Source organism: Variovorax sp. (assembly GCF_035634955.1).
GTDB lineage: Bacteria > Pseudomonadota > Gammaproteobacteria > Burkholderiales > Burkholderiaceae_C > Variovorax.
In genome coordinates this window covers 101810-127664 of record NZ_DASQBZ010000022.1, presented here as the reverse complement: position 1 = coordinate 127664, position 25855 = coordinate 101810, and the positions used below count along the sequence as shown (strand labels likewise).

Sequence of the window (25855 nt, the reverse complement as noted above, 5' to 3'; positions counted from 1 at the left end):
TCCCTTCCGGCGCGTCAGGGCGGCCCGACCGCGCCGACCAGCGGCGAGGCGGCCAGCGCGGCGCGGCTGGCGGTCACGTCGGGCACGCGCAGGTACCAGGTCCCGCGCGCATCCGGCCCGGCCACCACCTCGGCCTGCACCGATTGCAGCAGGCGCTGCGCGTCGGCCATGCGCACGTCCGGTCGGAAGCTGAGCGCCAGGTCGGCGGTGGGCGCGTCGGTCGCCGCTCCGGGCAGGCCGCGAAAGCGCAGCGCGTCGTCCGCGTCGCCTGCGCCGCCGGGCAGCACGAGGTTCTGCACGACCACCACCAGCGCCAGCAGCGCGAACGCGGGCCGGACCCAGCCGTCGGCGCCCAGCCAGCGCCGCAGGCGTTGCCAGGGCCCGTCGTCCGCCGCGCGCGGTGGCGCCGCGGCCGGCGCCGCATCCGCCGTCCGGTCGACGGCCCCGGCCGCCGCGCCACCGGCCGGGCCGGCATGTCGGGCCGGCGCGGCGCCGGTGCCGTCCGCACCGGCCAGGCGGCGGCTGGCGGCGACCAGGCGCGCGGCCGCGTCGCGGTAGAGCCGCTGGTAGGCGCCGCGCTCGTCGTCCGGGGCGAGCGGGGTGCCGCTGAGCACGCTGAACGCGCCCCCGCCGGTCGTGCGCAGGGCGATGCGCCCGGGCTCGCACGCGATGTCCGGCACGTGGCCGGCCGCATGCTCGTCGTGCACCGCGCGGACGGCGGCCAGCCGCGTGGCCGAAACCTCGCCCTGCACCCGCGCCAGCCATTGCGGCGCGGGCATCAGGGTGACCGGGTTCCAGGCCTGGATCATTCCGAACAGCGGCTCGAAGGGTTCATCGGCAGGCTCGAGCAGCACGTCGTGCGGACCGGCCCAGTCGGCCTCGCCGGCGGCCATGAAGCCGTGCCACGCGCCGCCGGGCGCCTGGCGGTCGAGCAGCACGCCCAGCAGGCGGCCATCCAGCAGCACGCCGACAAGGCGCCCCGGCGTCCAGCGCGCGCCGAACGCCCGCGCGGCCAGCGCCTCGCGCCGGCGCGCCAGCTCGGTCAGCGGCAGCAGCAGGTCGGCCGGCATGGCCGCGCGCGCCGCCGCGCCGTCCGCATCGACGCCGGCCATCCGCACCGGCTCGCCGCCCGGCACCGGCGAGGCCGGTTCCAGCTGACTGCGGATGAGGTGAAGCGGAGGCCATAGTTCGATGGGCATACTCGGTCCTGTGGTGATGCGGCGCTACACGCAAGACGCCTCAGCCCCCAGGATTTTGAAGACCCGCAGGATCGCGGGCATGTTGTCCGGCTCGATGGCGATGCCCAGCGTGCCCTGGATCCAGCCCCCGAGTTCGGTGCGGGCATAGTCGGCCGGCAGCGCCTCGCGCCGGTGCACCAGGCCCAGCCGTCCGGCGCGGTAGTGGTAGGACGCGATCGCATGGCGCGCCGCCACGCCCGACAGCCCGCCGGGCATCTCCCGGCCGAAGCCTTCGCACAGCAGCAGCCGCTCGGGCTCGCCCAGGCCGGCGATGAATCGGCGCGCCGCCTGCTGCACCGCCTCGTCCGACAGGCCGTGTTCGGCCAGACTGTCGTCCGCCGGGCCAGGCTGGCTGCCCAGCTGCGTCTCGAGCTGCGCCTCGCTGACCTGGTCGCCGATCGACAGCCGCCGCCGGAAGCTGCTGGCGCGGGTGCAGTCGATCAGGTAGCGGCGGAAGTAGGCGCACAGGGCGTAGGCACTGGATGGCGCGCTGCCCGCGCCCTCGCCGGCCCCGCCGTCGCCGTCGGCCTCGCCCGGCTCGGCGCCCACGTCCTGGGCATCGGCGTCCAGCCGCAGCACCTTCACGTAGATGAACTGGGCCACCAGCTCCTGCCGCCCCTCGCCCAGCACCTTGAGCTCGGGCGGGTTGCAGGTGCGTAGCGCCTCGCCCACGATGCGGTACATGCGCCCCATCTCTTGGGGCGACAGCTGCTGCCGGCGCCGCCAGAGGCGGACCAGTTCGCCGCTCTCGTCGAGGGACAGGGTGTCTTGCATGGGAATCAGCGGCGCGGCGCCGTGTTCAGTCGTCGACGCACAGGTCCTCCTCCTCGACCAGGCATTGCGGCAGGCTTGCGCCGGCCGCGCCGCCCCGGGTGCGGATGCCGCCGGACGCGGCCGCCGCCACCGGCAGTCCGCGCGGCAGCAGGATCCACAACTGGCCGCGCTCCTTCATGCGCCGCGCCTGCGCGGCGGCCTCGGTGCCGTTGCCGAAGAAATAGTCGGCCCGCACCGCGCCGCGGATGGCGCCGCCGGTGTCCTGCGCCACCGTCAGGCGCTGCATGGGCTTGTTGCCCACCGGCTCGCGGGTGGAGATGTACACCGGGTAGCCCAGCGGCGTGGCGCGCGGGTCCACCGCGATCGAGCGCCCCGGCTCCAGCGGCACGCCGAACGCCCCGACCGGACCGCCGGCTCCGGACTGGCCTTCCTTGAAGAAGACGTAGCTCGGGTCCTGGATGCCGCTGCCGGTGGCCGCGGCCGTGGTGCGCTGGCCCGGCACCGCCACCGCGCCCATCACGGCCGGGCGGGCCAGCGTGAAGCCGCGCACGCGCACGCTGCCGGTGTCGGTGTCGCCGGCCTGGAGATCGTCGTCATCGTCGTCCAGCACCAGCTCGACCGCACCGCCGCGGGTGCGCACCGCGGTCTTGCTCTTGCCCTTGGCGTTCTTCGCCAGCGTGGGCCGGAAGGGCTGCCCGTTCTGCTCGGCGTACGAGACGCGGATCACCTCGCCGTCCTTGAGGCGGATGCGGCCCGAGCCCTGGATCTGCATCTCGTACAGCGCCATCGCGTTGTCCACGAAGGCCAGCACCCTGGCGTTGGGCGCGCCGCGCGCCTCGATCTCCTGGCGCGTGTAGTAGGGCAGCAGGCGCCGGCCCTCGGCGCGCAGCCGGACCTTGCGATCGAGCGTGTCGCGGGTCACGTCCGACAGCTCCAGCACGTAGATGCCGGGGGCGCCCAGGTCGCGCGTCGACAGGCCGGCCTGCGGGATCACCTGGTTGCCCTGCAGCCGGGCCGGCACGCTGCTGGCGCCGGCGGGAATCTTGCGCGCGTCCAGGAACAGCATGTCCTGCGGCTGGCCGTACACCGGGTAGATGAACGGCGGCGCGTAGTTGCGGCTGCCCGCGAGTTCGGGTTCGAAGTAGCCGGTGACCACGCCGTCGGTGCGGCGGTCGTCGTCGCGGATCTGGTAGGCGGAGAACTCGGATTCGAAGAAGTTGCGGATGGCCGCGTCGTTGCGGCTGTCGACCGCGCGTGCGCGCCCGCAGATGCTGCGCCACGCCTCGCCGCGCCGGTCGAGCACCTGGCAGCTGGTCAGGAAGGCCGGCCAGGTCTGGGAGAAATCGTCCTGCACCCAGCCGGGCAGCTTGTCGTAGCCGACCGAGGTGTAGGTGGCCACGCTGGTCGAGAAGGTGCGCGACTGTCCGGCCACGCTGGCGCCCGGGCCGGCCGAGGCGCCCGCAGCCGGGCGCGCGGGCGCGCGGTCGTCGAGGCTGATCGGGGCCGGCGGCGGTGGGGTCGCCGGGGCCGGCGCCGCGGCGGGCGTGGCGGCGGCGTCCGGGGCGGCTGGCGCGCCGGATGGCGGCATGCCGGCGCACCCGGCCAGGCCGGCGAGCAGCACGGCCAGCGCCGCCTTCCGGACGGCGGAAGCGGCGGCCGGCGGCGGTGGCGAAAGGCTGTTCATGCGAGACCTCCTTGTCGAATCCGAAGGTCGTCCGCATGGCCGGCCTTCACCTGGCGCAGACGATTACTTCTCGACGATCTTGAATCGACCAACGCCATAGGCATCCCGGCAGGGGGTGCCGGGCGCGCACACCGCCCGCCCGAGCAGCGGCGCGGGGCCGGTGCCGCGCACGGCCTCCAGCGCCGCCAGGGCGGGCAACGGAAACTGCGGAAAGACACCGTCGGTGATGACGCCGGTGCCGGAGAAATCGCGCTCGTGCTCGCTCACCAGCACGGCGAACTCGTTGCTGCCGGGCGGCCCGCCCGAATTCATGGGCCAGGATGCGCGCGGCAGCGTGAGCGTGGTGTTCGGCGTGATCCTGTTGTACTTGTCCAGCAGGTTCGGGAACAGCAGGAACAACTCGTTGCCCGAGGACAGCAGGAACACGTAGACGAAGCCCGCCCGGTTGCTGCGCAGGTCGAACCCCAGCGCGTCCTTGCCGATGTTCACCTCCGCCTTGGCCGGCCGCGCCGTCACGTCGAAGCCGGCAGTGGCACCGCGCGCGAGCGACTGCAGCGATTCGAGCGGCGTCACCGCGCGCGGCGCGACCGGCGGCGGCGGCGCTGCTTCCGGCGCCGGTGCGGCGGGCGGCGCGGCTTGCGCGACCGGGGGCGGCGCGGGCACCGGCGCCAGCGCCGCGCTTGGCGCAGGGGTTGGCGAAGGCCCGGCAGGCGCGGCGTCCGGCATCGACGGCGCTGGCGCGCCGACGCCGGGCGTTGCCGCGACAGGCGCCGGGCCGTTCGCCGTCGGCACGCCGTCGCCGCGTTGCTGCATCCACCACCACGCGCCGCCGATGCCCAGCAGCGCGAGCACGGCCAGCGCGGCCGCGGTGCGCCCGCGCCCCGCCGGCGCGCGGGCAGCCGCGGGGCCGCCGCCCGGCGTTGCGCGGGGCAGGATCACCGTCCGGTCGTCGTCGCCGTCGCCCGCCGGCACGCGGCGCGGCACGTCGCCGGGTTCCAGCCCCAGCAGGCCGCGCAGCTCGGCCATGGACTGCGGGCGCGCCTGCGGACGCACGCCCAGTCCCGCATCGATCGCCGACAGCAGGCGCGCGCTGTAGCGCGTGCGCAGTCCTTCGTCGGCGGCCAGCGGCAGGTAGCTGTCGTTGAGCATGCGCGCCACCGAAGGCGGCGGCGGCCGGCCGGTCACGGCCACGTGCATCACCGCCGCCAGCGCATAGACGTCGGTCCAGGCGCCCTGCGCCATGTCGGGCATCTCGGCGTATTGCTCGACCGGCGCGTAGCCCGGCTTGAGGATGACCGTGATGGCCTGCGTCTTGTCGCTGATGACGCGACGCGCCGCGCCGAAGTCGAGCAGCACAGGACGGCCCGAATCTTCCAGCAGGATGATGTTGTCCGGCGCGATGTCGCGGTGATAGCAGTTGGCCGCGTGCATGACGGCCAGCGCCTGCGTCACACCGTCCAGGATGTCCATGAGCCAGGCTTCACCCGCGCCGCCGTCGCGCTGCCCGCCCAGCGCCTGGCGCAGGGTCTGGCCGCGGTAGAACGGCATCGCCATGTAGGCGGTGCCCCTTTCCTGCCAGAAGCGCAGCACCTTCAGCAGCGAGGGGTGGTCGAACTGCGCCAGCAGCCGCGCCTCGTTGATGAAGCTGCGCATGCCCAGGTCGAACGTCTCGCGCGTGCGCTCGGACAGCGGCATCACCGTGCCGTCGCCCTGGCGGGTGGACAGCGACACCGGCAGGTACTCCTTGATCGCGACCACGCGCTCGAGGTCGGTGTCCCACGCCTCGTAGACCACGCCGAAGCCGCCCTGCCCGACCACGCGGGTCAGCTCGAATTCGGCCAGGCGGCTGCCGACGGGCAGCAGGCCGGCACCGTCCTGCGCCGGGGCCGGCGCGCCGGCGATGCGCGTCGCGTCCGTTTCGTCGTGCGGGAATGGGCCGTCGTGCATGACCGGTTCCGCTATTGGTCCGCCACGTCGCCGGCCGGAAAGCCGAACAGCGCGTCGAATTGCTCGTCCTGCGGCAGTCCCAGGGTGCTCATGCCCTGGCCGCCGCGCGCCGCCGGATCGGTGAACCACAGCGACTGGCCGAACTCGGGCAGGGCCAGCCCGATCGGCTCGCCCGCGTCCTGCGCGCCATCGTCGCCGCCCTCGCCATCGGCCGCGTCGCCCGGCAATGGCGGTTCGCCCGGGGCCGCGCCTGTGCCCGCACCGTCGCCGAAGCGCTGCAGCACCAGCGCGTCGAAACGCAGCGCGTCCAGGTCCTGCTCCAGTCCGTCGATGGCGCATTGCGCGGCCCGCTCCAGCCAGTGGCGGGCGTGCGCCAGCATTGGCCCATGCAGCCTGGCCGGGCCCGGCCCCATGGCGTCGGCCACCGTGAACGGGAAGTAGCGGCCGACGGCGTCCACCGAGGGCATCAGCACGCCCATCCAGGCGCCGGCGCCGATCACGCCGTCGCCCAGCATGAAGCACCACAGCGGCGCCGACAGGTAGCGCCCGGTCCAGTCGGCGTGGCGCGCGCGCAGTTGCAGCAGCCCGGCCTGCAGCCAATGGTCCCAGGCGTGGCGAAACTCGTCCGGCAGCCGCCGGTGGGCGAAGTCGCCCATGCCCGGCAGCTTGCCCCACCAGCCGGGCAACGGATGCGCCTCGACGCGCGCGGGCGATTGTTCACGCTTCATGTCGAGGTCCTGCGGTGCGGCGGGGCCGGGGTTGCGTCATAGCCCCTCGGGACAGGTGAATTCGCGCAGCTCCTTCAGGCGTATCGGGTGCTGCACGCTGTTGGTGGTCACCTCGAAGCGGGCGCGCCGCGCGCCGACCTGGAAGGTGATGAAGAACTTCTCGGGCGCGTCGCCTGCTTCGAGCTGGCCGTCGTCGAGCAGGCGGAACAGCGCCCATGGCCCGTCCGTGGTGGCACCCGAAGGCCCGGACGAGGACGGCGGGCTCAGTTCGAGCCGCACCTGGTTGCTGCCCTTGGGCCCCGGCCACTGCACCGCCATCGGCACCACCGGGCCGTGCGCGTACTTCACCAACTGGCCGTCCACGTCCAGCACGAACTGCGAGATGCCGGCGTCCATCTCCATCGGGCGGAAGTCCAGCCGCATGGACGGGCCGCGCCCGCCGCCGCGGAAGAAGATGTCCTTGATGCGCGCGGCGCGTTCGAACTGCGCCAGCGCCTGCGTGGTGACGCCGGCGCGTTCGGCCACCGGCTTGTAGCGCCACGGCCGGGTGCTGGTGTCCACCAGCGGTGCCAGGCGCTTCTGGAAGAACTCGTCCATGAGCCCACCGGGACCGAAGAACTGGCCGAAGTCCTCGGGCAGCACGTCGCGCCGGGACTTGAGCACGAACGGGTAGCGCCCGGCGATGGCGCGCTGGCAGAACTCGGTCACCGGCCTGAGGTCCTGGTTGAGGTTGCCGCGCTCGGCCACGCTCGCCTGCGTCGCGCCGGCCTGGCTCAGGTCCTCGATCATGGAACGCGCCGGCTCGGGCAGGCGCGCCGCGTCCGACTTGAGCTTGCCCGCCACGTCGCCCGGCGGCGGCGAGCTGCGCGCCTTGACCGCGGTGTCCACCGCCGTCAGGTAGACGTACACCTCGTTGAACAGCTTGAGCGCCTCGTCCAGCGGGGCCGGCGCGCCGGGCGCGGCCGGCGTCACCAGCCGGCGCAGCGGCTCGAAATGGTCGTCCACGATGCTCTCGATGCGCTTGCCGGGCGGCGCGCCGCCCGGGGCGGCGCCGGGTGCCGCGCCGAGCAGCGCCTCCAGGCTCTGGCGCGCGCCGCGCACCGTCTCGGTGGCCTTGCTGACGACGTCCTTGTTGTCCGGCGGGACCAGCGTGGTTTCCTTGACGACACCGCGCAGGAAGCCGGCCAGCGGCGAGACCGCGCCCGATAGGATGCGCGCCTCCTCGATGCTCTTGTCCAGGCTCGGCGCGCGGATCAGGCGCACGTCGGCCAGGAACGCGTCCCACACCTTCACGTACTCCTGCAGGTACAGGCGCCGCACCCGATCGGTCAGCGCGTCCAGCCCGCCAGCCTCGCGCAATCGCTCGGCGGTGCCGCCCTGCTGGCCCAGCACCCACGGGTCTTCCTGCGACAGCAGCGTGGTCACCACCAGCACCTCGCGCTGGAACCGCTTGTGATAGCCGTCGAAGGTGAACAGGCCCGGCACGCCGTCGGTCAGCGGCTTGCCGCTGACGCGCTCGAAGACCAGCGGCGCCGAAGGCCCGGCCGCACCGGCCACCGTGAACGGCGCCACGTCCTGGCCCAGGCGCTGGCGCTTGAGCCGGCTGAACACGCGCTGCTCCAGCGGGTAGCTGGCCAGCAGCGCGCGCACGTTGCGCACCAGCGCCTCGTCGGTCTGCAGCGGCGCGCGCGGCGGGCCCTGCGCGATCAGCAGGTCGAGCTGGTCCTCGAGCATGCGGCGCTGGTCCTCGGAGACGGCGCGGTCCAGGTTGCGCGACCAGTCCAGCGTCACCCACGCCCGGAGCGCGTCGCCGTCGAAATGCTCGGGCTGGTGCAGCATCAGGTAGGCCTTGAGCGCCTCGTAGGTGAACTCGAGGTTGTCCTTCTGCGCCAGCCGCAACTGGTCCTCGACGCGCTTGGCGATCTGCGGCAGGAAGGCTTCGTTCAGGGCCCGCTGGTGCGCCAGCATGGCGGCGGCCTCGAGCTTGTCGCCCTGGTACAGGCCCAGCGTCATGCCCAGCGGCGGGTCGCCGTCGCGGTTGGCCGGCGTGCGCCAGATGTCGCGCAGCCCGTCCAGGAGCGGCGCCACCTGCACCAGGTTGCTCGCGGTCCGCGGTAGCGCCGCCAGCGTCTCGCGCGCCGGCGCCACGCGCGCCTGCACCGAGGCGAGGTAGTCCAGGTTGCGCCACCCGCTCCAGCCCCAGGCGGCCAGCAGGCCGAGCGTGAGCAGCGCCATCGCCGAGACCGCGCCGAGGCGCAGCAGGTGGCGCCTGCGCTCGAGCTTCACGTCGGCGCCGGCCAGGTTCTGCTCGGGGAACACCACCTGCCGCAGCAGCGCCGTGATGAAGTAGCTGCGCCCGTTGTCGTGCTGCGGCGGCAGCGTCGCGCGCTCGAGCCCGAAGCCGCGCGCCATGCCGCCCATGACGCGATCGATGGGGCTGCCCTCCTGCGTGCCGCTGGTGAAGTAGACGCCGCGCACCCATGGCGTGCGGGCGAAGCGCGACGCGGTGAACACCTGCTCGAGCAGGTCCGACACCAGCGGGCCGATGGCACCGAACTGCGCCGGAAAGCCGAAGATGGCCGCGCGCCGCGCGCCGTCGCTCTCGCGCTGCATGCGCGCGATCAGCCCGTCGTTGAGGCGCCGGTGCAGCAACGCGAACTCGCGCCCGAACGCCGCGCCCATCGACTGCTGCGGCGCCTGTCCCTGCTGCGCGACCTGCTCGCCCTCGGCCAGGCCCAGCGTGAAGCCGAACACCTGCGCGCGCTGCTCCTTGCCCAGGTCGTCGAAGTAGTCGGTGAAGCCGTACAGCAGGTCGGTCTTGGTGACCAGCACATACACCGGAAGCCGTGTCGCGAGCTGCGCGTCGAGCTCGAGCAGGCGCGCGCGCAGCGCAGCCGCCAGGCCGGCGCGCTGCTCCGGGCCCTGCGTCAGCAGGTCGCCGGCGCTGATGCTGAGGAACACGCCGTTGAGCGGCCGGCGCGGACGCACCTTCTTGAGCAGTCCCAGGAACGCGTCCCATGCGCCCTTGTCCTCGGCCTGGTGGCTGTCCTGCGTGGTGTAGCGTCCGGCGGTGTCGATCAGCACCGCGTCGTCGGTGAACCACCAGTCGCAGTTGCGCGTGCCACCGACGCCGCGAATGGCGCCGGGCCCGAACTTCTCGGCCAGCGGGAACGACAGGCCCGAGTTGATGAGCGCCGTGGTCTTGCCCGCGCCCGGCGCGCCGATGAACACGTACCAAGGCAGGTCGTACAGGTAGCTGCCGCCCGACAGCGACAGCCAGTCGCGCCAGCCCGGCTTGCGGCCGGCCGCCGACAGGCGCATCTGCCGCAGGGTGGCCACCGCCTGGGTGAAGCGTTCGTCGAGCACCTTCTGCTCGGCGCTGTGCGGCTGCTCCGGCCGCGCCGGGGCCGGCTGCATCAGCGTGTCGCCCAGCTGCCGGCTGGCGCGGCGCGTGCGCAGCCTGCGCCACAGCGCGCGCAGAGCGACCAGCGCGACGATGACGCCGATCGTGACGCCCCGCGCCAGTTCGCCCTGCAGCGGCGCATGCTCGCCGACGCGGATCAGCGGTCCGACCCACCACACCAGCAAGCCCAGCACCAGCAACGCCAGCAGCGTGAGCAACAGCGGATGGAAGACGGCGCGCAGCAGCTTCTTCGTCATCGCCTGGGCTCCGGCGTCTGCGCGGCCACCCGCTCGGGCGGGGCCAGCAGCACGATCTCGACGCGGCGGTTGCGGGCGCGGTTGGCCGGCGTGTCGTTGGGCGCGACGGGCTCGGCGTCGGCGCGGCCCTCGGCCCGCATGCGGGCGGGCTCGACCCGGCTCGACAAGGCGCCCTTGACGGCGTCGGCACGCGCGGCGGACAAGTGCCAGTTGGATGGGTAGCGCATCGAGCGGATCGGCACGTTGTCCGAATGGCCGGTGATCAGCACTTCGCCCGGCACCTCGGCCAGCGCCTCCCCGATGCGCGCCAGCACCGGCAGCGCGGCCGCCCGCGGCTCGGCGCTGCCCGAGGCGAAGAAGCTGTCGCCGCTCAGGCGCACGGTGCTGCGGTCGGCTTCGTCGGTCACGGTCACCAGGCCCTGCCTGACCTCGGCTTCGAGGAACTTCGCCAGCCGCGGCGCCTTCGCCGGGATCACCGCGGCCGGCGGGGCGATCTGCAGCTGCGGCACGCGCAGCGAGGACACGTCGGCATAGGTCTGGTCGGACCGGTTGTTGACCCACAGGCGCATGCCGAACCAGGCCAGCGCCAGCACCAGCAGGAACAGCGCGCCCACGACCCACAGGGGCAGCGTGTCGCGCAGCCGCACGCTGCCCGCCCCGGCGCCTTGCCAATGCGGGGACAGCGCCGGCTCGGTTGCCGGCCTGTCCTTCGCGATCAGGTCGGCCAGCCGCTGGCGCACGTTGTCCAGCTGCGCGCGGCCGTTGTCGAGCACGCGGTAGCGCCCCTCGAAGCCGAGCGCGAGCACGCAGTAGACGAGTTCGAGCAGGTCGCGGTGCCGGGGCACGTCCTGCGCCAGCCTGGCCAGCAGCTGGAACACCTTCTCGCCGCCCCACGCCTCGTTGTGGAACTGCACCAGCAGGCTGTGCTTGTTCCACCCGCCCTGCGAACCCCAAGGCGTGTTGGCCGCCGCCTCGTCGAGCGCCGTGCACAGCACGTAGCGCGCCGCCAGCACCGACTCGTTGCCGATGCCCGCGCGGCGCGCGTCGGCGTCGAACTGGTTCACTGCATCGGCGGTCGATGCGCGCAGCGTGGCCACGTCGCGCGGCTGCACCAGGTTGCGCAGCTTGCCGATCAGCACCAGCAACCGCCCCGCCGCCGACACCAGCGGATTGACCAGCCCCAGCGCACCCATGTCCATCGGCACCGGCGCCGCAGCCGCACCGCCCGCAACCGTCGCCGGCGCCCCCGCAGGCTGGCGCGGCCGCGGCTTGATCACCGTGCGCTCGGCCTCCCCCGAGAACGGATCAGGGGCGGTCATCGCACGGCCCAGAAGGAGAGTTCGAGCCCGGGGAAATCGCCGGCCACATGCATCGCCATGCCGCCCGATTGCTCGAGCTGGCGCCACAAGTCGCTGTTGCGCGTCTCCAGCTCGAAGTAGCTGGCGCCCGTGTGGAACGGGATCTGGCGCGGCGCCACCGGCATCGCCGCCAGTGCGACGCCGGGCAGCGCCAGCGTGACCAGGTCGCGGATGCGCTCGACCGGCCCGATGGTGACCTGCGTGGGAAAGCGTGCGCGCAGCGCCTCGCCCGGCATCTGCGCATTGACGGCCAGCACGAACGTGGCTTTGCGTTGCAGCTCCACGTCCTTGATGAGCGCCACGTGCACGTTGTTCTTGCGCTCGTGCAGGTCGATGCGGATGGCCGCGCGCTCGATCACCATCGAGAAGCTGCGCCGCAGGTCGTCCATGACCGGTCGGAACGACAGCGCCAGGTCGTCGTGCACGTAGGGGCCGAAGCGCGCGGTGCGGCGTCCGTCGCGGAAGGTCGCCAGGTCGCCGGCCAGTGCCAGCGCGTGCTCGAACAGCCGCTGCGGATGAAGCAGCCCCGGCTGCGCCAGGTGCGCGAACAGCGCCTCGTGACGGTTGATGGTCTGCAGCATGAGGAAGTCGGCGATCTCGGCCACGCCGCCGGTGCCCCCCGCGGTGAGCGAGCCGGCCAGCTCGTCGCCGCGCTGGCGCAGCAGGCCGAGCAGTTCGTCCAGCCAGCTGCGCGGCAACGCGTGCGCGGCCACGTCGAGCAGCGGAGGCACGAGGTTGCGATCGAGCGCGACCTGGTTGTCCACGCGGCGCTCGACCACGCGCGCGATGCGCAGCGTGGTCCAGGCATCGGTGGCGTCGCCGGCGCGCATCAGGCGCGTGTGCAGCGCGCCCAGCTGCAACGTGGCGCTGCGCTCGCCGGCGGTGTTGGCGTCGGGCACTTCCACTTCGAGCACGCGGTGGCGCACCAGGTCCTCGTAGCCTTCGGCGTCGGACTCGCGCGCGCCGGCCCGGCGCAGCGGCAGCGCCAGCACGATGTCCTCGCTCCTGGCCGCGCCGGCGATCTCGATTGCTTCGGGCAGCGGGTCCACCGCCGGCATGTCGAACGGCGTGCCGTCGCCGAACACACCGACCGCGCGCACTAGGGCCAGCTTGCCCAGCGCCAGCGCCGCGCTGTCGATCTCCAGTTCGGCGAAGCCGCGACCGTGGGCGACGGTGCTGCGCAGCAGCAAATGGCGGGCATGGTCGGCATGGCGCTCGCTTTGCTGAAGGTGCTGGGGCTGCAACAGCATCCCCTCGCTCCACACCACTTTTGTTCGCCAGCTCATCCGCGCTCCATGCGTCGGCAGGGGTGCCGCAGACGCGAAGTTTCGGACCCTTGCCGCGCGGGGCAAATCCGTCCTATGGACTAGCCGACGGCGCGCCCCTAGTGCGAAGGTCCTAGTCTTCGCCGGTGCGCGCACGCCTCGGATGGGGGTTCAGGCGCCACTCCTACACGCGCGGCCGCGCGTGTGTGATGTGCTTGGGATGCAAGGAAGACAGCCATGCAAGACGGAATCTACGAAGCCCTGTTCACGACCAGCAAGGGTGCGCTGGGCACCACCGCGATCCTGATCCGCGGGCGCGCCTTCGTCGGCGCGGACGAGCTGCATTTCTATCGCGGCGAGATCGACCAGTCCGATGACGAGGCGCAGGTGATCATGGAAGTGACGCGGCACGATTTCTCGACGCCGTCGGCATTCGGCAGCGACGCGATGTTCACGCTCACCTGGCGCGGCAAGCCGATCGGCGACAGCGCCTTCAGGCTCAGCTGCGAGCCCCCGGAACTGGGCCTGAAGATCTACGTGTCCGGCAGCCTGCTCAAGGCGCTGTAGCGCGGGGGCTATTTCCCGGGCGGGCGATCGTCGCCGCCGGCGCCCGCTCCGAGCAGGCGCATCTGTTCCTCGTACTCGCGCGCCAGCCGCGCCAGCCGTGCATCGCGCGACGCGGTGTCGACCCATTGCGCTTCCATCGCGCTCTGGCGCGCCAACTGGTAGGCCAGTTCGGCGGCCGGCCGCAGCGAGGCGTCGTCGGCTGCGACGAAGCCGGCCAGGTCGTGCAGCGACTTGAGCAGGGCGCGCTCGGCATCGCCGGTGGGACCGGGGGCGCGGCCGTAGCCGACCAGGAAGTCGCGCACCTGCTGCTGGAACGCCGGCGGATAGCTGCGGCGCATGACGATCTGCGCGTGCGGGATCAGCTCGGACTGCCACAGCACGCGCAGCCGGGCGGCCTCGGACGGGAACTGCAGCCGGAAGCGCTCCAAGTCGGCGGTGTTGTTGGTGGCCACGTCGGCGTCGCCGTTGGCCACCGCCAGTGCGGTGTACTGGTGCGTGCCCACCAGTTCGCTGCGAAAGCGGGTCTCCATCTGGATGTGGCGTGGCAGGAACAACTGCAGTTGCGGGACGATGAAGCCCGACACCGAGCGCCGCTCGCCGCGCGCGATGCGCCACCGCTCGGGCTCGGCGAGCAGCGCATCCAGCGAGGCCGGCGCGTCGCCCTTGCGCGCCAGCAGCAGCGCGCGGTAGCCGGGCAGGCCGTCGTGCCGCGTGACCTGCGCCACCACCATCATCCCGTGCTGGGTGACCGCGTCCAGCGCCATGCGCCCGGACAGGAAGGCCATGTCCACCTCGTTGCGGCGGATCGCCTCCTCCAGCGCGCCGTACGAGGTGACGGACAGCACGCTCACCGGCCGGCCGATGGCGCGGCTCAAATCGGCCAGCACCGGTCCCCAGTCGTTGCGCGACTCGAAGGCGCCGCCCAGCGGCAGGATGCCGAAGCGCAGCGGCGCGCCCATCACCACGCCGCCGACGGCCGGCACCTCGATCACGCCGTCCTGGGCATGGACCATGGACGGCAGGCCCGGCAGCGCAAGCACCAGAAGCGCGGCGATGCGGCGCAGGCGCTGCATCCAGCCGACAATCCGTTGCCCGCGCGACGGGTCGCTGGAGGGGGAAGGCAGCAGTCGCGCCGGCAGGCAGTTCGCGAAACGGACGAGCGTCATCGGTGTTCCAGATACGGCGGCCTGAAGGAACAGGCCCAATGCCCGGTGGTCAAGCACCGTCGGCAGGCACACAATTAGATACCACTAACCAAGTTCGGACGAATGGCATCTTCTTCCAATGCGCCGGCCGCGCCCACAACGCGCCTGTTGCAACGCCTGCCGCGGCTGTCGCTGGCGCAGCAGCTGGTGCTGCTGGCGGTGCTGCCGGCGGTGCTGGCCACCGCCGGCGCCATCGTGGTCCTGACGCGCCAGCACCTGGCCAACGTGACCGAACTGATGCGCACCAGCGCGCAGGCGGTGGCGCTGCAGGTCGCCTCCCTGGCGCAGGGGCCGCTGGCGCAGATGGACCGGCGCGCCCTGCTGCGCACGGTGCAGGCCGGCGCCTCGCAGCCGCACATCCACCAGGTGCAGATCCGCACCAGCGACGGCGAGATCCTGGCCGACGCGCAGACGTCGGACATGCGGCGCGGCGAGGGCCTGAGCGTGTACTCGCCCATCACCGGCGACAACGGCGCCAACCGCGGCATGGTGATGGTGGAGATCAGCCTCGACGAAGTCACCGTTGCGCGCAAGGCCGTCTTCCTCAACGTGCTGCTGGTGCTCGGCGCCATCCTGGCCGGCGTCGGGCTCGCCGGCTGGTGGGCGGCGCGCCGCATCAGCGCACCGATCCGGCGCCTGGGCGAGGCGGTCGACCGCCTCGGCGCCGGCGAGGATGCCCAGGTGGCGGTGGCCGGCACCGCCGAGGTCCGGCGCCTGCAGCACGGCTTCAACCAGGCGGCCATGGCGCTGGCAGAAAGCCGGCGGATGCTGCAAAGCCGCATTGGCGAGGCCACCGCCGAGCTGGCCCGCAAGAACCAGCAGCTCGAGGTGGCGAGCCAGGCCAAGACAAGGCTGCTGGCGGCCGCCAGCCACGACCTGCGCCAGCCGCTGCATGCGCTCACCCTGTTCTCCGACGGCCTGGCCAACGGCGAGACCGACCCGGTGCGCCTGGCGCGCATCGGCCACATCCGCGAATGCGTGGACTCTCTGGACCGCCTGTTCTCCGAACTGCTGAACCTGTCGCAGCTCGACGCCGGGGTGCTGCAGCCGCAATGGTCCGACTTCCCGCTGGACCGGCTGTTCGACGAGATCAGCCGCAACTTCCGCAACGTGGCCGAGCAGCAGGGCCTGCGCCTGGTGGTGCGCAAGACCGACCTCTGGGTGCGCTGCGACTACGTGATGCTCTCGCGCATCCTCAACAACCTGGTGTCGAACTCGCTGCGCCACACGAACGAAGGCGGCATCCTGGTCGGGGCGCGCCGGCGCGGGCGCGGCGTGCGCATCGAGGTGTGGGACACCGGCGTGGGCATCGCGCCGCAGCACCAGGCCCGGGTGTTCGAGGAATTCTTCCAGATCGATCCGCAGCGCAAGAGCGGCTCGCCGCGCGGCATGGGCCTGGGGCTGTCGACCGTCAAGCGGCTGACGGCGCTGCTCAACACGCGCGTCGACCTCGCCTCGGTGCCCGGCCGCGGCACCCGCGTGCGGATGCTGGTGCGCGCGGTCGAACCGGTGGCCGATGCGCAACCGTCGGAGCCGGCGGCGCTGGCGCCGGCGGATCCGATGCCCGGCGACCTGGCCGGCGTGCGGGTGCTGGTGATCGACGACGAGCGCACCATCCTCGAAGGCCTGCAGGTCGTGCTGACGAACTGGGGCATGGAGGTCATGGCCGCGCAGTCGCGCGCCGAGGCGCTGGCGCTGGCCGACCAGTGGGCCGCGCCGCCCGATGCGGTGGTCTCCGACCTGCTGCTGCAAGGCGGCGACAACGGGCTGGACGTGCTGGCCGCGCTGGAGAAGCACCCGCGCGGCATCGGCGCGGGCACCGCGCGGCTGCTGGTCACCGGCGAGACCAAGCCGGACCGCCTGCGCGAAGTCGCCCAGGCCGGCGTGATGGTGCTCTACAAACCGGTCTCGCCGAGGGCGCTGCGCCAGGCCATCGGCGCGCAGCTGGCGGCGCTGCGCATACCGGCCTGAACCGGATTCCGGGGACGTGCGGCGCGCCCCTCATCCCCGTGAGCTATGCCGATCGGCATAGCGCGCATGCCCGCAGGGCCGCCACGCACGCGACATAAGCCCTCCGCCTTATCGCGCGAACCCAGCCGCGTCCCTACAGTCAGGCGATCCTCACCGCGGTGAACCTTCATGCTTCTCGAAAGCGTGCGGACCGTCGCCGGTGCCCTGCGGGCACTCGTCGCCGTGCTGCTCATCCTGACCGGCGTGCCGCCTGGCCTGGCGCAGGCGGCATCGGCGCGCGTGACCGTGCTGACCGCCGGCGGCGCGGCCGACGACGAGTTCGTGCGCCAGCTGCGAACGCTCGAGGAGCCGGGCGGCGACTTCCGCGTGATACGGCTGGACGGCGCCGGCACCACCGCAGCCGCGGTCGTGCTCGCGCCCGACAACGAGACCGGCCAGGAGGCCGCGAATGCCGGCGTGCGGACCCGCGGCCGGATCGCACCCGCCACGGCCCCGGCCGGCGCGGCGACGACGGTGGCGGTCGGTGCGGAAGCGGCGCGCTCGGCGGTCGAGCGCGACGGCGCCGACCCGCTGCTGCTGGCCATGCTCAGCCAGCTCGAGTACGAGCAACTCAAGTCCAGCCCCGGCCTGCACCGCGCCGGCCGGCGCGTGGCCGTGCTGCTGCGCGACCCTTCCATGGCGGCGCAACTGAGGCTGGTCGCCGCGGCGCTGCCGCAGGGGCGCCGCCTGGGCGTGCTGGCGGCGGCGCAGTCGCAGCCGCTGGTGCAGGCGCTGGAGCAGGCCGCGGGCAGCGCCTGGACACTGAACGTGGCCACGGCCGCCGACGTGCAGGCCATCGGCCCCGCGCTGCGTGACGTGCTGCCCGCCAGCGATGCCCTGCTGTTGCTGCCCGACGCCATCGGCGACGACGCCGCCGCCACTGCCGCGGTGTTGCGTGCGGCCGCCGGCGCCGGCGTGCCGGTGTTCGGCGCCAGCGACGCGATGGTTCGCTCCGGCGCGTTGGCGTCCGCGCTGTGCGGCCCGGCGCAGATGGCGCGGCAGGCACAGGCGCTGGGGCGCCGGCTGGTGGCCGGCCCGGACGAGGCCTTGCTGGTGGAGGCGGCCCGGCCGTCGACGGTCAGCGTCAACGGCAACGTGGCGCGCAGCCTGGGCCTGCGGCTGCCCAGCAGCGACGAGTTGACCCGGCGCGTCGCGGCGGCCACCCCATGAGCCCGGCCGTGCCCGCCATGGCCGCCACCCCACCCCCGCGGGATGCCGACCGGCGTCGCACCACGCCGGCGCCGGCCGAGGCGGGGGCGGCCGACGACCCGCCCGGCTCGGCCTTCGTGCCGGCCGCCTTCGCACGGGGCTCCGGCCCGGGCCCGCACGCGATCGTCATGAGCGGCAATCTCCGGCGCGACCTGCTGCGCCTGGGCCTGATGCCCTGCGCCGCGGCGGCGCTGGCGCTCACCGCGTGGTTCACGCATGCGCGGCTGGAGGCGCTGGAGCATTCTTTCGACGCCGAGGGGCAGGCGATCGCGCGACAGGTGGCGGCGCTGACCGACCTGAGCCTGTACGCCGGCGACCAGGCCGCCGTGCAGGCCGTGGCCAACTCGGCGCTGCGCGGCGGCCAGGCGACGCGTGTCGAGATCAGCAACAACGCCGGGCTGTTCGTCAGTGCCGGCCCGGCCGTCGGCAACCTGGAGAAGCTGCGCGTGTACACGGCGCCGGTGCGGCTGCGCGAATCGCCCGGCGCCAGCCCGTTCGGCCCGCCGGCGCCCGGCGCCACCGCCGCCGCCCCCCCGGGCCCCGGCGCGGCGCCGATCGGGCTGGTGCAGGCGTTTCGCGACACCACCGCCTACAGCCGCGAGCGCTATCGCTCGCTGCTGGCCGGCGTCGGCATCGCGCTGATCGCGCTGCTGGTGGCCTGGGCCTCGGTGCGTCACATGGCGCGCAGCGTGACCCGTCCGCTGCGCCGCATCTCGCAGACAGTGGCCGCGCTCGAGGGCGGCCATTTCGACACGCGCTGCGACGTGGAGGCCGCGCCCGCGCGCGGCGCCGCGGAGGCCGCGCGCCCGCACGAGCTCGCCAGCCTGGCGCACGATGTCAACCGGCTGGCCGAACGCCTGGCCCACAACCACCAGGTCAGCGAGGAGCGCGTGCGCGAGGCCACGTCGGTCGCACTGCAGCGCATGGCCGAGGCCGAGCAGGCCGCGCTGTCGCGGGCCCGCTTCCTGGCGGCCGCCAGCCACGACCTGCGCCAGCCGCTGCATGCCATGGGCCTGTTCATCGACGGCCTGCTGCCCGGCGCCAGCGATGCGCAACGCCCGGCCGTACTGCGCCTGCAGGAAGGCACGCAGTTCATGACGCTGCTGCTGGACGACCTGCTGGAGATCTCGCGGCTGGACGCGCAGGTGCTCACGCCGAAGATGGCGCCGGTGGCGCTGGATACGCTGTTCGAGCAGCTGGCCGCCCAGCACGCCGCGCAGGCGGCGCAGTCGCAGGTGCGCATGGTGTTCAAGCCGCAGGGCCGGCTGGTGCACAGCGACGCGGCGATGCTGCTGCGCATCGTCGGCAACCTGATCGGCAACGCCATCCGCCACGCCCCGCCCGAAGGCACGGTGCTGGTGGCGGCACGGCGCGGGACGCGGCCGGGCACGACCCGCATCGAGGTGCGCGACAACGGCATCGGCATCGCGCCGATCCACCAGCAGCGCATCTTCGAGGAGTTCTACCAGGTGGCCAACACCGAGCGCGACCGGCGCCAGGGCTTCGGCCTGGGCCTGGCCATCTGCGCGCGGCTGGCGGCGCTGATGGGCTCGCGCATCGAGCTGCGCTCGGCACTGCTCGAAGGCAGCACCTTCTCGCTGACGCTGGCGCAGGCGCGGCAGGCGCCCGCGCCGAGGCCGTCGGCGGCCCCGCCCGCCGGCGCGCCGCTGGCGGGCCTGCGCTGCCTGGTGGTGGACGACGACGACGCCATCCTGCACGCCACCCACGAGCTGCTGCGCCAATGGGCCTGCGTGCCGGTGTGCACCCGGACGGTGGCCGATGCCATCGCCCTCATGTCCGAGCCGGACGCGCAGTTCGACGTAGTGCTGTGCGACCTGCAGCTGGCCGGCCATGACGACGGCCTGGCCGTGATCGATTCGGCGCGCAAGCTGCAGCCCGATGCGCTGGCGGTACTGGTGTCCGGCGCCACCGGGCCGGAATCGCTCAAGCGCCTGCGCGCGCATGACGCGAGCCTGCTGACCAAGCCGGTGGCGCCGGCCAAGCTGCGCGCCCTGCTCACCACCCGCCGCCAGTCGGCCACGCCGGTGCCCGTGCCCTTCCATGCTTGAGCCCGGCGCGCTCCCCGGCATCCGGCCCTGGATCGCCACGCCCAGCTACAGCGGCGCGCTGACCACCGGCTACGTGCGCAGCCTGCTGGGCCTGGTCGGCCTGGCGTATGCGCACGGCTTTGCCATGCACACGCGCTTTCTCGACGGCGACAGCCTGGTCACGCGGGCGCGCAACCGCATGGTGGCGGAGTTCATGGCCGACCCGCGCTGGACGCACCTGTTCTGGATCGACGCCGACATCGGCTTCGAGCCCGAGGCGGCCTTGCGGCTGCTGCTGTCGGGCCATGACGTGGTGGCCGGCGTCTACCCGCACAAGCACGATGCCTGGCCCGCGCAGGGCCTGGACCAGCCGCTGCCCGCGGGCAGCACGCGCGAGGATTTCGAGGCGCGCTACGCGAGCTTTCCGGCCAACCTGCTGCGCCACGCGCCGGGCGAGGTGGATGCGCACGGCTTTCTGGAAGTGCTGGACGCGCCGACCGGCTTCATGCTGATCGCGCGCCACGTCTTCGAGCGCATGGCCGACGCCCTGCCGGAATTGCGCTACACGCCCGACCTGGGCGGCCGCGCGGCGGCGCGGCAACCCGCGCACTACCGGTTCTTCGACGTCATGGCCGAGCCAGGCAACGGCCGCTACCTGAGCGAGGACTACGCCTTCTGCCGTCGCTGGCAATCTGTCGGCGGCAAGGTGCACGTCGACACCCGGGCGCGCCTGACCCACCAGGGCCACAAGGTCTACACCGGGGACTTCGCCCGCGCGCTGGGCTGCTGAAGGCGGGCCGCGGCGCCGTCAGAAGTCGCCGCAGCTGTTGGTCCGCTCGGTGTCCAGGCAGCTGGTGAGGTTGGGACGCGTGCGCACCATCGACCACTGGCGCGCCAGCACGTCGTTGCCCTGCACGGCCCGGTCGCCGGTCAACGGCGCGCTGCTGGCCAGGCAGATCGGCGCGATGCCGATGTTGCGGTCGTACAGCCAGGTGGTGGGCTCCTCGCGCAGCACATCGACGAAGCGCGGCAGGATGTCGGCGCGCGGGGCCTCTCGCGGGGCCGGCGGCGGCGCTGCCGGTGGCACTGGCGGCGGTGGCACCACTTCCAGCGCCACCACCCGCAGCTGGCCGGGCACGACGTTGATCGCATAGCCTTCGGCGGAGGTGAAGCTGCCGTCGACCGGGTAGCTGCCGGGCGGACTGGCGGCGTCGGCCGGGCTGCTCGTCGTGCCGCCGATGCCGGCGCCGGTGTCGCCCAGGATCAGGCCGGATACGGTGAAGCCGAACGGCGGATTGGCGGTGCCGACCGTGCGCTGGAAACTGCCGATGGTGACCGTCGCCGTCGGCTGCTGTCGGTAGATGAAATGGTTGTCGGCCGGCGTGACGGTGACGCCGCAGGCGCCGAGGAAAGCGCAGTTGTAGTAGTTGGGGAAGGCGCCCGAGCCGGCCAGCCCGCCGCGCGTCTCGCCGACCCAGGTGTCGGCCCACACCCGCCATGGCGCGCCGCCCAGGCTGCCGCCGCCGGGGTTCTGGAAGGTGTTGGCCGCGACCAGGTCGGCGCCGCCGACGCTGCTCACCGCGGTGTCCAGCAGCAGGTCGCCAGACAGGGTGCGCACGAGAAGCGTGTCCGCCGCCATCGAGGTGGCGGTGACCGGCAGCGGCGCTTCGCCCGCGGCGTCCCAGCCGACGACCGAGACGGCGCCCACGCGCAGGCTGCCGGCGTTGACGTACTCGAAACGGCCCGCCGCGCCGCCGCCCAGGGTGCTGGCGCTGACGTTGTTGGCCGGGTCGGCCAGGATCACGTCGCCATTGATCGAACGCGCCAGCAGCGTGCCCGCCGTGATGGCCTCGCCCGCCGCCTGCGTGATGCTGCCGCCGCTGATCAGGCCCAGTTGCGGCGCCGTAACGGGGGCGCCGAGCGTGATGCCGCCACCGCCGCCGTTTTGCAGCGTCAGCGGCACGCTCGAGTTGACGGCCGCATTCACGGTGATGCTTCCCGCATGGGTGTTGCTGCCGACCACCAGCGCGCCGGCATCCAGGCGCGCCAGCTCGTCGGACGAGATGTCGAAGCCGGTGCCGCCCGAACCGCCCAGGGTGATCGGGTTGGCGGTGCGGTCGACGCCGGCACCGCTGGCCTGGTCGACGCCGCCGGGCCGCAGGTTGAGCACCTGGCCGGCACGCACGGTGCCGTCCAGTGCCAGCGCATCGCTGCTGCCGTCGTTGGCCGCTCGCAGCGTCACCAGGCTGTTGCCGTCGATGCGGGAGGCCGGCACGGGCGCTCCGGACACGTCGGTGGCCGCCCCGGTCAGCAGCAGGCCGGCGCCGTCGCCCTGCGTCTCGCCGGTCACGGCGATCCGGCCGCTGCCGGTGCTGGTGGCCAGGGCGCCATTGGCCATGAGCACGCCGATGCCGCGTCCGTTCCCCGGCGGCTCGGGCAATACGACCAGCGGGGCGAGCGGCGGTGGCGCAGGATCGGGACCGCCGGTGCGCAGGCCGCGCACGTCGATGCTGCCGTCCGTCGTTCGCAGCACCGCGCCGTCGATGCTGACGCCGTGGCCAGGCCCGTCGCTGCTGTTGCTGCTGTAGGCGCCGATGCCCGTGACGGCGATGCTGCCGCTGGTGGTGCGGATGCCGGTGGGCGCCGCGGCGTCGAGGGCCAGGATGCGAACGCCGGTGCCGATCGCGGCGCGGCCGGACACCTCGACGTTGCCGGTGCTGCTGCTGATGCTCGTGTCGTAGAGGTCCACCACGGCATCGGTGGAGATGCCGCCTTCGCCGATGGCGGCGGTGGACTGCACGCCCTGCAGGCTGACGCTGCCGCCGGCATTGGCATCGCTGCCGCCGGTGCGCGTGTCGATGGTCGTGGCGGTCAGGCAGATCGTGCAGGGGTCGAAGCGGCCGCCCAGCGCCGTCATCGCGACATTGCCGCCGTTGGTCAGGATGCCGCCGCCATAGTCGATGCTGCCGCCGTCCGGGCCGAGCCCGGCGGCGAACTCGACGTTCAGCGGCTGCGTGCCGGTGCTGCGGATCTGCGTGTCGCGGGCAAGGCTTTGGATGTCGCGCTGGGCCTCCAGCCGCAATGTCAGCGGCGCGGTGCTGGTGGCCGTGCCGAGGTTGATGTCCACGCCCCGGTCGAGATAGATCGAGCCGGTGAACGAGTTCGCCGCCGGCGCCCCGGTGGTGATCGTGACGTTGGTGCCGCTGTTGAGCGCGGCATTGATGTCGCCGTCCTGGACCGTCGAGCTGGCCAGCGGCACGAACGGCTGCGCCGGCAGGGTGCCGGCCGCGTCGCCGTGCGCGACGGTGATGTCGAACGGATCGACCAGCCACAGGCCGGCGTTGCCCGCCGGCGCGCCGGCATCCACCCGGATGCCGCGCAGGTCCACATTGCGCCCGGAGGTCTCGACGAAGCCGCCGTTGCCGCCGCCGGTGCCCGCGCGCGCGCCGTACACGCCGTGGCTGCGCAGGTCGCCCTGCGCCACCGCCTCGATGCGGCCGCCGTTGCCGGTGGCCCCGGTGGCGTCGGCCCGGATGCTCGCGTTCTGGTCGATGCCCATGTCGCCGCTCGCGCGCAAGGCGACGGTGCCGCCGCCGGTGGCACCGCGCGCATCGATGAAGGCGGGGGTCGCCTCCTCGGTGTAGTCGTTCGTCACCAGCAGGTTGCGGCCGGTCACCGAGATGCTGCCGCCCTGGCCGGTGTCGGAAGACGCGTCCAGCAGGGCGATCGGGCCGCCCTCCGAGTCGTCGGTGTAGCCCAGGTTGACGTCGGTGCCGTTCGCGTCGAGTGTGATGCTCCCGCCCTTGGCGGTGACGGCGCCGCGGCCGAAGCTGGCATCGACGGTGACCCCGTAGGCGCTGCGCGTGTCGGGCACGACCGAGATCACGCCGGCCTGCCTGACCGCCGTGAAGCCGTTGCTGCCGGCCGTGCCGATGATGTCGATGCGACGCCCGGCGCCGGCACCCACGTCCGAGTCGAACAGCGCCACGCCGTGCGAGCTGCCCATCGTCGCCGAGTTGCTGTTGGCCAGCAGCGCCGAGCGGAAGGCCGCCTGCGCGCCCAGCGCCGTGAGGTCGGCGCCCTGGCCCTCGATGCGCACGTCGCCGCCGGTGGCGATGACCGCATCGGCCACCACCACGCCACCGCCGCCGCCGGCATCGCCGTCGCTGTTGGCGCCGTCGAACTGCACCTGCGGCATCACCACCGGATCGGCCGCGGTCCAGCCGCGCGTGTCCCCGCGCAGCGAGACGTTGCCGCTGGCCGATTCGATGCGGCCCTGGTACAGGCGCCCGGCGCTGTCCAGCCGCACGCCCGAGGCGCCGATGCCGCCGCGCCCATCCAGCGTGACGGCGCCGCTGCCGGTGCGCAGCACGCTGCCGTGCACGCCGACGCCGTTGCCGCTGATCGATTCCGTGCCCTCGATCTGCAGCGTGACGCCTTCGCCGCGCAGGCTGATGTCGCCCGCGCCGGTGCATGCGGCCTGGCCGGCGGCGCAGGTGGACAGCAGCGTGTCGCCGACCTGGACGCCGTCCGGCTGGTACTGGCCGTTGGGCAGGACGACGCCGCGCGCGCGGCCGTTGGCCGGATCGCTCTGGCCGTAGGCGCGGATGCTGCCGCCGTTGGTCTCGATGGTCGACTGCGCCATCAGCACGGCGCCGCCGCTGGCCGTGTTCACCGATGTGACCGGCGCCGGCGCCGACGAGAGCGCGCCCTTGGCATCGGCATTCAGGTTGACGTTGAGCGCCCCGCTGGTCGAGCTCAGGTTCGCCTGCTGCAGCGCCACGTAGCGGTTCGAGTTGACCGAGAACGTGACGTCGCCGCCGGCGTCCTTGGTGATGGGCGCATCGAGGAAGGTCACGCCGAAGCCGCCGGAGTAGCCGTTGTTGTCGAACGGGGTCGGCGTGGCGTTGCTGTTGAGCGTCACGTCGGTATTGCGGCCGAGTGCGCGGCCCAGCGCGCCGGCGTTGATGATGCCGCCCATGAAGATCGGCGCGTCGTCCGGCGCCGTGGCGGTCACGAGGATGTCCTGGTCGGAATTGACCGTCCATTGGCCGTTGCCCGCCGTGCCGCCGGCGTTCACCTGGACCTGGTCGTCGATCGTCACGCGGTGGCCGGAGGTCACGATCTGCCCGCCGCTGGCACCGCTGGCGTCCAGCGAGGCGCCAGCCACGGTCAGCGCACCGGCGCCGATGTCGATGCGTCCGCCGGCGCCGCTTCCCCCCGAGGCGTCGACCGTGCCGGCCACGCGCATGCTGTTGAGGTTGTCGATGCCGGTCCCGATGCCGGCGCCGAGCACGATCTCGCCGCTGCGTGCGTCCAGCGTGCGCGCTCGCAGGACGCCTGCCTGGTTGACCACCTGCGCCTTGGCGGTGGACGCCGCCTGCATGGCGATGCGGCCGCCGTCGGCCGTGACGACGCCGGTGTTGGTGGCCGCCGCCAGCGCGTCCAGGGAATCGGCGGGGATGGTGAAGCGCGTCAGGCCGTCGCCCTCGAAGTCCAGCGTGACCGTGCGCGCCGACACCAGCCCGGCGCTGCCGCGCGCCACGCCGATGGTGCCGCTGTTGGTCACCTGCGCGCCCATCAGCGCGGCGATGCCGCCCTCGCCCACGTTGATGACGCCCTGGTTGGTCACCGCGGCGTTGTTGCCGGCGGCGCGCTGGAAGACCAGCCGGCTGCTGCCGTTGAGGAACGCGTTGTCGTCGGTGATGTCGAGCGTGGACGCCACCAGGCCGCCGACGTTGACCGAGGAGGTCGGGCCGAACAACACCCCCGCCGGGTTGATCAGGTAGACATGGCCGTTGGCGTTGAGGTTGCCGGCGATGTTGGAGGCCTGGCCACCGACCACGCGATTGAGCAGCACGCTGGCGCTGCCGGGCTGCACCACGTTGACCGTGCCGCCGGCGCCGATAGAGAACGCCTGCCACTGCGCGATCGCGCGCTGCGTGCTCTGCCGGACCGTCATCGTCGCGCCGGCGGTCTCGGCGGTGACGGCCGGCGTGGGCGTCAGGCCGGTCGGCAGCGTCTGCGCCAGGGCCGGGGTCAGTCCCAGGCAGATCAGGCTGAGCACCAGCGGCGTCGGCCGCAGGACCGGCGCGGGCAGGCGGGCGCGCGCGCGCGGCGGCCGCGAGGCGTTCGATCGGGCGTGTTGAGGCTGCATGGCGT

Annotated in this window: 15 protein-coding genes; 5 read left to right on the top strand and 10 right to left on the bottom strand. The window is 73.3% G+C overall.

Annotation, left to right across the window (positions count from 1 at the left end):
* Positions 1–14: 14 nt before the first annotated feature.
* From VES41_RS12705 to tssK, 8 genes are all read right to left on the bottom strand, one after another.
* Complete coding sequence (locus VES41_RS12705) at positions 15–1199, bottom strand: hypothetical protein (RefSeq protein WP_324817315.1); 1185 nt, start codon at positions 1197–1199, stop codon at positions 15–17.
* 24 nt (positions 1200–1223) lie between these two features.
* Positions 1224–2012, bottom strand: a complete 789-nt coding sequence (locus VES41_RS12700) for a hypothetical protein (protein WP_324817311.1) — start codon at positions 2010–2012, stop codon at positions 1224–1226.
* 25 nt (positions 2013–2037) lie between these two features.
* Positions 2038–3696 carry a murein transglycosylase A gene (locus tag VES41_RS12695; protein ID WP_324817308.1) on the bottom strand — a complete coding sequence of 553 codons (1659 nt, stop codon included), beginning with the start codon at positions 3694–3696 and terminating at the stop codon, positions 2038–2040.
* 63 nt (positions 3697–3759) lie between these two features.
* Positions 3760–5643 (bottom strand): serine/threonine-protein kinase, encoded by a 1884-nt coding sequence (locus tag VES41_RS12690; RefSeq protein ID WP_324817307.1) that lies wholly within the window; start codon positions 5641–5643, stop codon positions 3760–3762.
* Between the two features lie 11 nt (positions 5644–5654).
* On the bottom strand, positions 5655–6371 hold the full coding sequence (gene tagF / locus VES41_RS12685; protein ID WP_324817304.1) for a type VI secretion system-associated protein TagF: 717 nt from the start codon (positions 6369–6371) through the stop codon (positions 5655–5657).
* 36 nt (positions 6372–6407) lie between these two features.
* A complete protein-coding gene (tssM, locus tag VES41_RS12680; protein ID WP_324817301.1) occupies positions 6408–10031 on the bottom strand; it encodes a type VI secretion system membrane subunit TssM in 3624 nt (1207 codons plus the stop codon).
* Positions 10028–11350 (bottom strand): DotU family type VI secretion system protein, encoded by a 1323-nt coding sequence (locus VES41_RS12675; RefSeq protein ID WP_324817298.1) that lies wholly within the window; start codon positions 11348–11350, stop codon positions 10028–10030. The genes tssM and VES41_RS12675 overlap by 4 nt, the downstream gene beginning before the upstream one ends.
* Positions 11347–12675, bottom strand: a complete 1329-nt coding sequence (gene tssK, locus VES41_RS12670; RefSeq protein ID WP_324817296.1) for a type VI secretion system baseplate subunit TssK — start codon at positions 12673–12675, stop codon at positions 11347–11349. The genes VES41_RS12675 and tssK overlap by 4 nt, the downstream gene beginning before the upstream one ends.
* A 216-nt stretch (positions 12676–12891) precedes the next feature.
* On the opposite strand from tssK, the gene VES41_RS12665 reads away from it, so the two are divergent.
* The gene (locus VES41_RS12665) at positions 12892–13221 is read left to right on the top strand and encodes a hypothetical protein (RefSeq protein WP_324817293.1); all 330 of its coding nucleotides are present in this window, start codon (positions 12892–12894) and stop codon (positions 13219–13221) included.
* Positions 13222–13229: 8 nt separating this feature from the next.
* Here VES41_RS12665 and phnD read toward each other — a convergent pair whose 3' ends face one another.
* Positions 13230–14294, bottom strand: a complete 1065-nt coding sequence (gene phnD / locus VES41_RS12660; protein ID WP_324817447.1) for a phosphate/phosphite/phosphonate ABC transporter substrate-binding protein — start codon at positions 14292–14294, stop codon at positions 13230–13232.
* Between the two features lie 195 nt (positions 14295–14489).
* Between phnD and VES41_RS12655 the strand changes: the two genes are divergently transcribed.
* From VES41_RS12655 to VES41_RS12640, 4 genes are all read left to right on the top strand, one after another.
* Positions 14490–16397 carry an ATP-binding response regulator gene (locus VES41_RS12655; RefSeq protein WP_324817291.1) on the top strand — a complete coding sequence of 636 codons (1908 nt, stop codon included), beginning with the start codon at positions 14490–14492 and terminating at the stop codon, positions 16395–16397.
* A gap of 168 nt (positions 16398–16565) precedes the next feature.
* Entirely contained in the window at positions 16566–17606 is a 1041-nt protein-coding gene (locus VES41_RS12650; RefSeq protein WP_324817288.1) for an ABC transporter substrate binding protein, read from the top strand.
* The gene (locus tag VES41_RS12645) at positions 17603–19714 is read left to right on the top strand and encodes an ATP-binding protein (RefSeq protein WP_324817285.1); all 2112 of its coding nucleotides are present in this window, start codon (positions 17603–17605) and stop codon (positions 19712–19714) included. The genes VES41_RS12650 and VES41_RS12645 overlap by 4 nt, the downstream gene beginning before the upstream one ends.
* Entirely contained in the window at positions 19707–20483 is a 777-nt protein-coding gene (locus VES41_RS12640) for a hypothetical protein (RefSeq protein WP_324817283.1), read from the top strand. Before VES41_RS12645 ends, VES41_RS12640 begins: the two co-directional genes overlap by 8 nt.
* 18 nt (positions 20484–20501) lie before the next feature.
* On the opposite strand, the gene VES41_RS12635 is transcribed toward VES41_RS12640, so the two are convergent.
* On the bottom strand, positions 20502–25850 hold the full coding sequence (locus VES41_RS12635) for a filamentous hemagglutinin N-terminal domain-containing protein (protein WP_324817280.1): 5349 nt from the start codon (positions 25848–25850) through the stop codon (positions 20502–20504).
* Between the last annotated feature and the right edge of the window lie 5 nt (positions 25851–25855).

Coding starts and splice junctions, on each gene's coding strand:
- VES41_RS12635 (WP_324817280.1), bottom strand. CDS start 25,850: ATGCAGCCTCAACACGCCCGATCGAACGCCTCGCGGCCGCCGCGCGCG.
- VES41_RS12700 (WP_324817311.1), bottom strand. CDS start 2,012: ATGCAAGACACCCTGTCCCTCGACGAGAGCGGCGAACTGGTCCGCCTC.
- tssM (WP_324817301.1), bottom strand. CDS start 10,031: ATGACGAAGAAGCTGCTGCGCGCCGTCTTCCATCCGCTGTTGCTCACG.
- VES41_RS12665 (WP_324817293.1), top strand. CDS start 12,892: ATGCAAGACGGAATCTACGAAGCCCTGTTCACGACCAGCAAGGGTGCG.
- tagF (WP_324817304.1), bottom strand. CDS start 6,371: ATGAAGCGTGAACAATCGCCCGCGCGCGTCGAGGCGCATCCGTTGCCC.
- VES41_RS12645 (WP_324817285.1), top strand. CDS start 17,603: ATGAGCCCGGCCGTGCCCGCCATGGCCGCCACCCCACCCCCGCGGGAT.
- VES41_RS12650 (WP_324817288.1), top strand. CDS start 16,566: ATGCTTCTCGAAAGCGTGCGGACCGTCGCCGGTGCCCTGCGGGCACTC.
- VES41_RS12705 (WP_324817315.1), bottom strand. CDS start 1,199: ATGCCCATCGAACTATGGCCTCCGCTTCACCTCATCCGCAGTCAGCTG.
- VES41_RS12690 (WP_324817307.1), bottom strand. CDS start 5,643: ATGCACGACGGCCCATTCCCGCACGACGAAACGGACGCGACGCGCATC.
- VES41_RS12640 (WP_324817283.1), top strand. CDS start 19,707: ATGCTTGAGCCCGGCGCGCTCCCCGGCATCCGGCCCTGGATCGCCACG.
- tssK (WP_324817296.1), bottom strand. CDS start 12,675: ATGAGCTGGCGAACAAAAGTGGTGTGGAGCGAGGGGATGCTGTTGCAG.
- VES41_RS12695 (WP_324817308.1), bottom strand. CDS start 3,696: ATGAACAGCCTTTCGCCACCGCCGCCGGCCGCCGCTTCCGCCGTCCGG.
- VES41_RS12675 (WP_324817298.1), bottom strand. CDS start 11,350: ATGACCGCCCCTGATCCGTTCTCGGGGGAGGCCGAGCGCACGGTGATC.
- phnD (WP_324817447.1), bottom strand. CDS start 14,294: ATGCAGCGCCTGCGCCGCATCGCCGCGCTTCTGGTGCTTGCGCTGCCG.
- VES41_RS12655 (WP_324817291.1), top strand. CDS start 14,490: ATGGCATCTTCTTCCAATGCGCCGGCCGCGCCCACAACGCGCCTGTTG.